Annotated in this window: 13 protein-coding genes; 1 reads left to right on the top strand and 12 read right to left on the bottom strand. The window is 39.6% G+C overall.

What is annotated here, in order from left to right; translation table 11 throughout:
• Positions 1 to 288: 288 nt before the first annotated feature.
• The 5 genes from CH376_RS22575 to CH376_RS22595 all read right to left on the bottom strand — a co-directional run bounded on the left by CH376_RS22575 (position 289) and on the right by CH376_RS22595 (position 2400).
• On the bottom strand, positions 289 to 561 hold the full coding sequence (locus CH376_RS22575; RefSeq protein WP_100787776.1) for a BrnA antitoxin family protein: 273 nt from the start codon (positions 559 to 561) through the stop codon (positions 289 to 291).
• Positions 548 to 847, bottom strand: a complete 300-nt coding sequence (locus tag CH376_RS22580) for a BrnT family toxin (RefSeq protein WP_100787775.1) — start codon at positions 845 to 847, stop codon at positions 548 to 550. Before CH376_RS22580 ends, CH376_RS22575 begins: the two co-directional genes overlap by 14 nt.
• Positions 848 to 1183: 336 nt before the next feature.
• A complete protein-coding gene (locus CH376_RS22585; RefSeq protein WP_100787774.1) occupies positions 1184 to 1465 on the bottom strand; it encodes a helix-turn-helix transcriptional regulator in 282 nt (93 codons plus the stop codon).
• Positions 1462 to 1845: a type II toxin-antitoxin system RelE/ParE family toxin gene (locus CH376_RS22590; RefSeq protein WP_100787773.1), complete on the bottom strand. Its 384-nt coding sequence runs from the start codon at positions 1843 to 1845 to the stop codon at positions 1462 to 1464. Before CH376_RS22590 ends, CH376_RS22585 begins: the two co-directional genes overlap by 4 nt.
• Before the next feature lie 336 nt (positions 1846 to 2181).
• Complete coding sequence (locus tag CH376_RS22595) at positions 2182 to 2400, bottom strand: helix-turn-helix domain-containing protein (RefSeq protein WP_100787772.1); 219 nt, start codon at positions 2398 to 2400, stop codon at positions 2182 to 2184.
• A 252-nt stretch (positions 2401 to 2652) separates the two neighbouring features.
• On the opposite strand from CH376_RS22595, the gene CH376_RS24930 reads away from it, so the two are divergent.
• A complete protein-coding gene (locus CH376_RS24930; RefSeq protein ID WP_420843585.1) occupies positions 2653 to 2841 on the top strand; it encodes a hypothetical protein in 189 nt (62 codons plus the stop codon).
• Between the two features lie 109 nt (positions 2842 to 2950).
• Here the strand turns inward: CH376_RS24930 and CH376_RS24350 are convergent, their stop codons facing one another.
• The 7 genes from CH376_RS24350 to CH376_RS22640 all read right to left on the bottom strand — a co-directional run bounded on the left by CH376_RS24350 (position 2951) and on the right by CH376_RS22640 (position 11130).
• A complete protein-coding gene (locus CH376_RS24350) occupies positions 2951 to 3118 on the bottom strand; it encodes a hypothetical protein (RefSeq protein WP_165781837.1) in 168 nt (55 codons plus the stop codon).
• Between the two features lie 16 nt (positions 3119 to 3134).
• Positions 3135 to 4982: an AAA family ATPase gene (locus tag CH376_RS22610; protein ID WP_100787769.1), complete on the bottom strand. Its 1848-nt coding sequence runs from the start codon at positions 4980 to 4982 to the stop codon at positions 3135 to 3137.
• An 884-nt stretch (positions 4983 to 5866) separates the two neighbouring features.
• Positions 5867 to 6976, bottom strand: coding sequence for a hypothetical protein (locus tag CH376_RS22620; protein WP_100787768.1), 1110 nt, complete (start codon positions 6974 to 6976; stop codon positions 5867 to 5869).
• A 530-nt stretch (positions 6977 to 7506) separates the two neighbouring features.
• Entirely contained in the window at positions 7507 to 8487 is a 981-nt protein-coding gene (locus CH376_RS22625) for an FRG domain-containing protein (RefSeq protein WP_100788461.1), read from the bottom strand.
• Positions 8488 to 8543: 56 nt separating this feature from the next.
• Positions 8544 to 9503, bottom strand: a complete 960-nt coding sequence (locus CH376_RS22630; RefSeq protein ID WP_243398306.1) for a tyrosine-type recombinase/integrase — start codon at positions 9501 to 9503, stop codon at positions 8544 to 8546.
• 192 nt (positions 9504 to 9695) lie between these two features.
• Complete coding sequence (locus tag CH376_RS24765; protein ID WP_276329222.1) at positions 9696 to 9824, bottom strand: hypothetical protein; 129 nt, start codon at positions 9822 to 9824, stop codon at positions 9696 to 9698.
• A 301-nt stretch (positions 9825 to 10125) separates the two neighbouring features.
• Positions 10126 to 11130, bottom strand: coding sequence for a patatin-like phospholipase family protein (locus tag CH376_RS22640; RefSeq protein WP_100788466.1), 1005 nt, complete (start codon positions 11128 to 11130; stop codon positions 10126 to 10128).
• Positions 11131 to 11384 lie beyond the last annotated feature (254 nt).

Raw genomic sequence — 11384 nt, forward strand, 5'->3', positions numbered from 1 at the left:
GTATGTTGACATGGAGAAATTAAAAGAGTTAAAAACTTTAAAGCTCATGGCTTGATCGTGTGAGGAGAGCTCTTCTCAAGTTCTCATTTGTGCGAAACTTTAAGGACACTATCCGGCCGCAAGCGCTTTTGCGCGACGCGGTTGGCACGAGGTTCGAGTGAGCCTTAGCGAACGGCTCGCGAACCGAAGTGACAAAGCAATGTGCGAAGCCGGAGTGAGGGTCGCATGAGCGATCCCGAACGAAGCGAGGAGACGAAGTTAGTTGCAGTAGTGGCTGTAACTGCCCTTTTATCTTTTAAGTTCTTCTTCTACTTTATCTGAAAGTAAAAGCTTTATTAAAGATTGATATGGAATATCTTTCTTGTTCGCCATGACTTTCAATCTATCAATTAATGCTTCAGGTAATCTCAAAGAAATCATTTTCGTTGTAGGCTTTAAATTTGGAAAAGATACTTTTTTAGCCTTTGAATAATCGATATAATCCGCAGAATCATTTTTAGTCCAAAAATCAATTTCAGAACTTTCTGATTTTAAATGAGGTATTTTTTTACGAGGTTTCATAGATTTTTCTTTCCCGAGGAGTCATCTCACGAACTGAAATAGGTCGTATCTTATCTTTCCGAATTGTTATTACAGCAAACAACTTTCTTCCTGTATTCGTAATCCCTAAAACAATGTATCGATCTTCTTTTCCAGAATGGTAATCATCCGGAACGACAAGCAAAGGATCGTTAAAAAAGATTTCTTCTATTTCGCCAGGTCTTACTTTATGCTTTTTCCAATTCTTTTCAATATTACCTAAATCCCAATCAAACCCCGTGAGTTGGCTTAAATCTGGCAATTCCATTCGTATATTGTTAAAATATACAGATGAAATCGAATTTCAAGTAAAATTTACTAATAGCACCCCGTTTCTTTTGGTTTCTTTACTTAAAAACTTCAAAATCAAGATCCGTTTTCAAATTAAATTTTAGCCGCTATTGCAACTAACGAAAGAGTCTCCTCGACGTTGCGTCCGCAAGCGCTTGTGCGCGACGCGGTTGGCACGAGGTTCGAGCGAGCCTTAGCGAGCGACTCGCGAACCGAAGTGACAAAGCAATGTGGCTTTAGCCCGGAGTGAAGGTCGCATTAGCGATCCTGAACGGAGCGAGGAGACGAAGTTAGACGGCGTCTGCTTCCAAGCTCATGCAATATTCTTGCGAGATTTAACTTTTACTTCTAAATCTAATGCGTGACATACTTTCAAAAAAGTAGCGAGATTACAATTTATGCCATTTTCGATTTTTGAAAGCTGTTGTTGAGTTACATGGGCCATCTTTGCAAGCTCTGATTGAGACAAACCTTTCTTTTCTCGCAAATCATGTAATTCTAAGGATAAATTAATTAGTTCCTTTTCTTCTTGGAATTTTTCCTTGAATTTCTTGTTCTTAATCTTAGTTTTTAAATGTGATCTAAATGATTTCATGATAATAACTTCCCTATTTCTTTCGCCGAATATTTCTTAAGAAATATTTCTCTTCTCTTTACCGCTTTGTCTATCTCAGACTTCGGAACTTTATCAGACCGTTTAATAAAATGATTTGTTAGTATAACGTAGTCTTTATAACAAAAAAAGTATAAAATACGAACCTGATCTCCGGAAAGTTTAATTCGTAGTTCATGAATTCCGTCTTTTAAAATATCAGCGTAAGGTCTTGGTAAATTTGGTCCTAACTCCTCAAGTTTCTCGATCCAGGCTAATATTTTTGCTTGATTTCGTTCATCCTTTGAATTGATAAAAGATTCGATCTCGCTTTCTTCGTCCTCTGATTCCGAATAATAGTAGACTTTCCATTTTCTCGCCACGAATCAAAATACATCATATATGACGTATTGTCAATGCCGAAAAATGACAAAAAAGAACTAAAATATCGAATCCAGGCTGCACAATCTCTCTTTTAGCAGATGCCGTCTAACGACCAGTAATTGTCGAAGTTCCGCGCGTCCGAAGGACTTGGCGCGAGGCTTGCTCTGCAAGACGAGTGACAAAGCGGAATTTGGCGAAGCCCAAGCAAGGGTCGCGAAGCGATCCCGAAGCGCCGCGACAATTTTTAGTTATCTGCTGTGCCGCGCCCCGAATGTCTAACCGGTGGAGCCATGGATGGCGGAACCGGTTAAGGAAAGCCAATAGAATTGCGACTTTCAGATATCCAATAAATCTCTTGGTTTAACTTTTAATCGTTTTGAAAGCTTGAAAATTGAGTTGGCAGTGAAATTAGCCCTACCCGCTTCAATATCTTGTAAAGTTCTTACAGGAACGGCATAATCGCCTTCATCCATATTTTCCTGAGTAAGTCCCTTATCCTTCCGAACTTTTTGAATATTCTTTCCGACTTTTATTAAAAATTCTTCAAAATCCACACACGGTATATTGCGGCATAGTTGACAAAATGTGAACGCGGTGTACCGTGGGGTATGTGTTCTTTACGAATCTCTGCTCAAAAAGGTTCCTTTATGACGAGAAAATCTAAAAACAAGGTTCAAAGTATTGTCCGAAAATGGCCTAAATCCGAGATCATAAGAAGGATTTCCGAGGAAGAAAAGAAAGCTTTTTATCATCAGTTAAAAGTAGCTAGGATAGAAGCGAATCTTACTCAGGCACAAGTAGGTAAAATGATTAAAAGGAGCAGAAGCCAAGTTTCGAAAATAGAATCTGGTAAATGTCGGTTGTACATGGATGAGTTCTTAAAGTTTATGAAAATCTATAAGAAATCTCCGTTCTTCTTTTACTCTGTATTCACGACAAATGAGATCATTAAATCACAGAAGAGAGCCCGAGTAAAATCTGCGAAGCAGTTTTAACGAGGGCTATTAGTACGAGCTAATGGAGATTTGGCGTCCCGATCGCGAAGCGTCCGGGTGAACCGGTTCTTAAGAACCAGGGCAAGCTAAATTCAAGTTATATAATTTATTATCTCATATTAGATTTAATATTTCTAACTTTGCTCTCTACGTCTTCAACGGTTTTTCCTACTTCTAAAATAAGTTCAACAATTGCAAATAGTGCTATTTGCAAACCAGGGTCTCTTACATTTTCAAGGGCTTCTTTAGCAGCGGAGGCCTTACTTCTAACGGTCATATTTTTCTCCAATAATTTAATTATAAACAAATGAAACCAATGCTTTTAAATTCGGAAATTTATCTAATTCATTTTGAATAGAGCATATATCTTCAATTCTTTTCCAAGCTCTGAATGGCTTATCTTTATTAGTATATTTTTTTCCAGTCCAAATCAAGTCTTCAAAAGTATCTTCACATACAAACAACTTATCATTATCACCCAACAACTGTAGTAACTTTTCATTTACGTGATACGGATCGATCGCTCTTGTTGCAGAAAGCTCATCAGAGGTTCTACCTTTTTTGTCCATATCATGAACAATTTTTAAAGGAATACCAAAAGCTAATAGTAGTCTAGCCATTGAAATTATTGTCCATTTTCCGCCGCATGAAATTATACTACAATCTCGAAGTGAAGTTTCAGAAATAGAACATAGTTTATATAGTTCCGGATGATTCTTTAAGACTGCAATTTCCGTAGCACCTTCAACTAAGATAACTCTTCTAGCAAAAAATGCTTCACAAACGGTCGGATGAAAATCAACAGTTGCGCGTAATCTCTCTTTCTCAATTTTTAACTGCTTAGAGCCTTCAAACGGATCCGACTTCAATTGTTTAATTTTCGGTGGTAATCCCGGCTCTTTACTAAATATCAAAAGAGACTTTGGATTTTCAGTAACATTAATTAAAAACGGAGAATGAGTTGTTATTACTACTTGCCACTCCGACTTATTCGATATTCTAATTAGAACTTCCTTTAGTTTCCTCATTAAATGTGGATGAATAAAAAGTTCAGGCTCTTCAAATAAAAGTAATGTCGTCTTTGTTTTAATATTCGAGGTCGTTCCATCTTCCGAAGGAATCTCAACGGACGATTTGCTATTTGCAAGGACTTCTAACAAAGAGAATATTAGAGCCCTTTGAAGCCCATTCCCTTGTAAATTGACATCAGTTAAAACATCATCTCTCAGTTTAATACCAAAACTCGGGCCAAATACCTTTTCAAAATCAGGCTCGTCAAGAGTTACTTCCGCCTCAGCATTTAGTAATGGTTTAATATTTGATGAAATTTGTTCGTTAAGTTGCTTTACTGAATCAAGTTGTTGTCCAGATCCAGGCTGAATCATTTCAATAATTTCTTTTATTGAAGTGTCAATTTGGCCATACGCTGAAGTTGCTTTAATAGCAGGAATAAGGGCCTTTCTTAAAAGAATACCATATGTATTCTTTTCAGTGGACTTTGTTTCATCGGTTACGTCACTAACTGCGGGAATTAATACTACTTGCGGTAAGGCCTGTTGCAAAGCTTGGTTTATACTAATTCCGTCAGAAGACCAGCGAGGTGCACTTAATTGAACGAGGGACTCTTTCTTATCTCGAATTTCTTGCTTTAATTTTTCCTTATTAGCTTGTGATTTTATGTGATTTCCAGAAGTAAATCCAATGCCCTTTGCAATATCTTTTATCTCTTCAGAGAGATTGCTCCAGCTTCCGTCATTCCATCCCGAAATCTGTTCTTCCGGAAGATAGGCTTCATATCTAATATTCGCCTTTTTTTCTCCATTTTCTTTTTCTTCTGCACTTGCAATGTATCGCAATTTAATTTGATTTTTATATACTAACGAAGAAACACCAGGCTTATTTCTTTCCCAATCTTCAACTTTGTCGAAGAGAACTTCGATTATAATATCTTTATCATAATCTTCCTTATGCCATTCATTTATATTTGGTTTTTCAACACCTAATGCCAAACTTAAAGCCCGAGCAATAGTAGATTTAGAAGAATTATTTGGCCCAACAAGTGAAGTAAAGTTGAACAAATCGAGTTCTTCTGTTTCTAAGATTCCGCGTAAATTACTTACTTTAACACTTTTTACAATCATCGATTTTTCCTTCGTAGCTTTAAAAATAAGAAGCCTGCCATGGACGGCAGGCGTTATAATGAGGGGCGCGGCATGGCAGATAACGAACTAGGTTTCTCGACGTTTGCGGTTCTGGAGCGCGCTAAACGCGCGGAAGAATTGGAACGAAGGCTTGAGTGAGCCTTAGCAAACGTCTCGCAAGCCGAGTGACAAAGCAAATGTGCCGAAGGCCAAGCGAGGGTTGCCTTGGCAATCCCGAAGCGCAGTGAGAAACCGCAGTTATGCGCTCGTTCCGCGAGCCAAAAAAAACTATAAATTGCGCGCTGAGCATTAAAGCGAAACCACGCGCAATTCTCTTTTCCCAATCTCGTCTAAACCCAAATTAAAGCGAAGCGGAATGGCGCATAACGAAATAGGTTTCTCGACGTTTGCGGTTCTGGAGCGCGTCTAAACGCGCGGAAGAATTGGCGCGAGGCTTGAGTGAGCCTTAGTGGACGACCCGCAAGCCGAGTGACAAAGCAAATGTGCCGAAGGCCAAGCGAGAGTTGCGAAGCAATCTCGAAGCGCAGTGAGAAACCGCAGTTATGCGCTGTTCCGCGAGCCAAAAAAAGCTATAAATTGCGCGCTAAGGCTAAAAGCGAAAATACGCGCAATTCTCTTTTCCCCAAACTCGCGTAAACCCAAATGAAAGCGAAGCGGAATGGCGCATAACGAAAGAGTCTCCTCGACGTTGCGTCTCCGAAGCGCTTGTGCGCGAAGGAGTTGGCACGAGGTTCGAGTGAGCCTTAGCGAACGGCTCGCGAACCGAAGTGACAAAGCAATGTGGCTTTAGCCCGAAGTGAGGGTCGCATTAGCGATCCCGAACGGAGCGAGGAGACGAAGTTAGGCGAAGTAACACGCACTCCTTAATATAAAGTAATTAAGCGTAATGCTTTTAAGTGTGGGGCATATTCAAATGCCGCCAGAAAACGAGTAGGCATTTCTTGCTTAGTTCTATCTGTTTCCATAAGAATATCAAATTGTGTCACCTGATACTCTCGATTGTATTTTAAATTGTATATATAATTTGATTTAATTTTTCTCAGAATTATATTCCTGAGATAATCTTTATCATTATTGCTAATATTCAGCTTCTTCAAAGAGCCACTTTTATTATTGAGTAAATAGTTGTATTTTGCGTCATCGATAATTATATTAAAAGACGAAATGTCATGTGGATCATCTGAAACAGTGTTAATTGCAATAAAAGTATCAATTTCATCACCTTCTAAAACAGGCCGTTCAATTTTATAGGAAAGAAAGACGCCGTAGTGATCTCCAGGAACACTGTAACATACCAAATCGTAATCTGAGAAATTGTAGCCACTTATATTTTCGTCGGTGATTATAGCTGCAGCCTCCGAATGAGGCTGCAGGATGAATTTTTGAAATTTTAAGTATCTATTAAGCAACGTTGTGCTGAGAAATGTCTTTAATAAAGATGAAAAAGTCATATCTGCATAGCCAACATACGGTTTATAGTTTGAAAGCGACCTATGTAATCTATCGGGGCCTGTTGACGAAAGATTGTTTATATAAACGCAATATATTTGCCTAGTCTCTATTAATTGAAATGGATTTCCACTTGGAATCAGAGCATTATAAAAGGCTTGTTGAATCTTTATTTCAGCGTCATCTTCAGCAATCAAATCACCTACTAAGATGCTGTGACTGCTTTTTGAATCTAAGAAACTTAGTATCTGCGAATGAATCGGAAATCCATACCAACTACTTTCTATTTGCATTCGATCGAAAAAAAGAACCATTTCCTTTCGATCCGGCTTTGGGGTAAGCGACGAACGTAAATCTTCATACCTAATACCTCGACTTGCTAAGAGATCAACCAATTGCTCAAGTCCAGATTCAACTAAATTTTGCAAACCTGAGTTACCGATACTATAATGATCAACAAGGGCTGGTAAAAATAAATAGTCCCTAGCATCTAATGTATGGATCGAAATTGATTTTATAGGCATATGATCTTTTACGCGTGTTATTTCGCCTAACGAACTAGGTTTCTCGACGTTTGCGGTTCTGGAGCGCGTCTAAACGCGCGAAAGAATTGGCGCGAGGCTTGAGTGAGCCTTAGCTAACGACCCGCAAGCCGAGTGACAAAGCAAATGTGCCGAAGGCCAAGCGAGGGTTGCCTTGGCAATCCCGAAGCGCAGTGAGAAACCGCAGTTATGCGCTCGTTCCGCGAGCCAAAAAAAACTATAAATTGCGCGCTGAGACTAAAAGCGAAACCACGCGCAATTCTCTTTTCCCAAACTCGCCTAAACCCAAATTAAAGCGAAGCGGAATGGCGCATAACGAAATAGTCTCCTCGACGTTTGCGCTCCCGAAGCGCTTGTGCGCGAAGGGATTGACGGAGGCTTGAACGAGCCTTAGCGAGTGATCACAAGCCGAACGTCAAAGCAAATGTGGCTTTAGCCCGGAGTGAAGGTCGCATTAGCGATCCTGAACGGAGCGAGGAGACGAAGTTAGACGCAGTGCTCTTTTCAAAAACCTATAGCAGTTCCTTTGGAATGCGACCGTACCTACTAACTGAAGCGATTAATCCTTGGAAATCGGGAAATAGAGTTTCTCCTCTAACATTCATTCCTCCTAATAAGTAGGTGCATTGTTGAACCTTTATTTTTTTCAAATTGATTAAGATCTTTGTATTACCTTCAAGTGCTTCAACAAAATTCGCATAATTTGGCTTTTTTAATACTATTTCTAAATTCAGTTTATCAGAATCATTTTCAGAAAACATTCCAAGAAGATTATTTAGACTCGATGTTCTCGAGTTAGTTGGCATTAAAAAGCAGCCATTCTGCATTATCAACCTTTGATTTTTCCTCGGTGGCTCAATTGGTATCATTAAATTAGGAATATCTGGCTTATGTGATCCCCAAAGGCTCCCCATACTATAGTGTAAAATTAAATTTAATAAATTGTTTTCTTTTTTATATGCTCTTAGTAAATCTTCTTTCCTCCAAAGGGTGTTCGTAAATCTATTTTCAAATTTCGTAAAATTTTCAAATTCCTTACTCTTATCTAATAACCCACTTGCTAATTGTTTTAATTTATCCGTTATTTCATTATTAGATAAACACCAAATTGCAGGATTGAAATCTTCCTCAAGTTTCCAATATGAAAAATATAGTGCTACAGGAAAAGAATGGGTAAAGTCGAGCAGCCTCGTCCTACCACCGTAATGCTGAATTAAAGACCAAATCTCTAAAATGCTTTCAGGATTAAATTTCCACTCGGAATCATAATGGTATGAAGTTTTGTAAAACTTTTCCAATGTACCCGCTTCATCTAGTCCATAACCATATTTTTCTAAATCAGTTAGATCATAATCCCTTTCAATTGTGGTGGTTAACGAGAACTTTTCTTTAGGAATCCCTCTGAATATGTAGGACTTTTTAGTTATTGCTATTGCTCGAATAAAATCCAGGACATTTTGAAGTTCTTCAAATTCATATTTTACTATTTTCATAAATTATTTTTAGAGCATTGCGTCTAACTGAAAATAAACGAAGGGCGTATAAACGCCTAATTCTTTTTTAGGTTTAGGAGATCGAGGGGACTGGCAACTTCGGTAAGACGAACTTGGCTTACATGAGTGTAGATCTCCGTAGTTCTCACACTTTTGTGGCCCAACAAAAATTGGATGTGTTTTATATTGGTACCGGCTTCGAGGAGATGAGTCGCGAAAGCGTGGCGGAGACCGTGGATGCTCACGGGCTTACGGATTCCGGCTTTCTTTTTTGCCATTTCGAAGATTTTCTCTGCGGTTCTCATGTGAATGTGTTTCGATGGGTCCTGACCGGGAAACACCCACTCTTCGTAAGGATTTGCCTTACGAAATTCCTTCCAAAGAGAAGCGCAGGCCTGAGAAAACATCGTAAAACGATCTTTCTTCCCCTTTCCCCCTCTCACTTTCAGGCTCATCCTCGTTTCGTCGATATCCTCGGGTTTCAATTTCACGAGTTCACTCACCCTCAGTCCGCTCGCGTAACAAAAGGAAAGAAGAAGTCTGTGTTTCGGAAACGAAAGCGCATTCAGAATATTATAAACTTCTAAAGTAGAAAGAATATCCGGAAGTCTCTGCTCCTTCTTAGGTCTCGGAAGATTCTTAAACCAATGTTTTCCGAGATGAATTCCAAAATAAGAATTTAATGCCTGAATTCGCAAAGAAACGCTCGTCGCGCTCAATTGTTTTTCCAAAAATGAAACTTCGATAAACTTCAGAACGTCTTTTTTTTCAATCTCCTTTGGATTCTTCCCGGACCATCTTAAAAGTGAAATTACGTTCGAATAATACGTCTGAATGGTCCTCCGAGAAAAATTCTTCATTCTCAGAGACCGAATCCAACCTCGAAGTTCCAATTCTCCCTTGAAAACGACCTGGGAAGAATCCAATCTCTGGAATGTCTCCAAGACGGCTTCTGAAAATGGAAGGACCCAATTCTTCCTGATCGGATCCCATTTGACTTTTGGAATCCTCCTCACGAAATCATAGGCTTCCGAATCGTAGGGAAATCGAACTAAAAGGAATCTTCCTTTCTTTTCTAAAAAGAAACGCATAAGGAAGAATTAGAAAAGACTATATATATGTATAGTAAAAAATAGATATGGCAGAATCCATAGCTTCGCCCCATCAGTCACAAACGTTTGAAAAAAATAGAACGATGTAGTATACGGTCAAGGAGATTCTGACACATTTTGTGGTCTTTGATTTTCTTTTTTCATACATTCATCATTTTGTAATTTAGATTTTTTTTGTCCTTCGATTCCTTGAGGAATTGGAATTTCTTTTGAATGATTTGACATAGATTTGGGATTTTTTTTAAGCACGCATAACGCAAAAAGGCGCCGGCGATGCTTTGGAGAAAGGCGACTTCCAGGAGGAAAATTCTTTCTTCTTTTGAGTTTTTCAGTTTTGGAAGTTAAGGGATTTTCGGCTCCATCAAAACTTGCAAAACGAGAAGAATCCCCGTTCTCTGTAGAAAGTTCGGCTTTTCCGTTTCGACCGGAAATCGATTTACGATTGCCGCAAAAGGACTGGCAGGAACGAAAAAAATAATGCCGTCGTCCTAACGGTATAAATAAAGAATATTCTAAAAACGGAATGTTATTTGGATTTAAGGGAAGAAACCGCTTTGGCCCAATCTCTTTTCAGATATTCGAAGATTCTTTCTTTCTGAAGTCGAGCGTCTTGTTTTCCAAGCTCATACGCGCCTCGAACTCCGATCGGATCCGTATAATCGAAAGAAGTGATCGGAAGCGGTTCCGAAGGAGTTTGCAAAAAACATCTTTCAAGAAGTTTCGGATCTTTTCCTACGATCGTGGTCGGTTCGTAGTAGATTCCGATCGTCTTACTGTCGGGAGGAAACGCTTCTAAGAGAAGATTGTTTGTAAGTCCTCCGTCAAAGTAGTATTCTTTTCCGTGACTCTGGACGGAAACGACAGGAGGGACCGAGGAGGAATTGAGGATAATCTGCTCCACCGTATGAGGATCGTTAAAATCCTTCTCAGTAAATAATACTTCTTTCATATTCCAATTTCTAAGAACTCTCTGCATCCTTTCGGTATTGAGTCCTCGAGCCCGGTCTCTCTCGTCTTCCAAAAACGCTTTTGCGGTTTCGGCGATCAGTCTCGCTAAACGGAATTTATTCTTCAATGAATCGGTTTTAGGAATGGCGCGTAACGTATGAATGAAAACTTTCGTTCCCGATTTCATTATTTTTTTGAAGTCCATCCCGAAACGAATCGTCTTCCGGTACATTTCTTCATGAGGGAACGCGCGCTCCCCTTTGAAAAGGCGGCTAAAATAGAAGTTCTGAGGATTTTTTCTTACGATATTTTCGAAGAAGGCCACACATTCTTCTTCTCCGTCGCAGATCAAACAGAGAACCATCGCGGCCCCCGCGGAAACCCCGGAAACTTCCCTGAATTTGAGTCCCCAGGATTTCATTTCGTGTCCGAAGCCCAATCCGTAAAACGCCTTACATCCGCCTCCGGCGATGGCAAAACTGATTTCATTTTCCATCCAGAGTCCTTGGAAGGCTTCGCCTAACTTCGTCTGGGATTCCTGTTTTCTTTCAAAGGCGATGGAATCGTCTAAAACGGGCGGCACTGAATTCTCCGAAAATACATTTGTCCATAGTTTGACCGACGAGCCTTGCAAGAAAAGAAATTTTATTGGGGAATTTTTTTCTTCCTTCTTTCAATCCGTATTTCCGCCCCGGCAATTCTCAGCGAAGAGGAAAAAGAAGAATGGAATTCGGAGTCTTTACTTTTTCAGATTGTTCCTCCGGTACAGACTGCCCAGATAGGTAACAAAACAGACCGGGCACATAGGTGACATATACCTGACATTGGAGGAAATCC

Source organism: Leptospira adleri (genome assembly GCF_002811985.1).
GTDB lineage: Bacteria > Spirochaetota > Leptospiria > Leptospirales > Leptospiraceae > Leptospira > Leptospira adleri.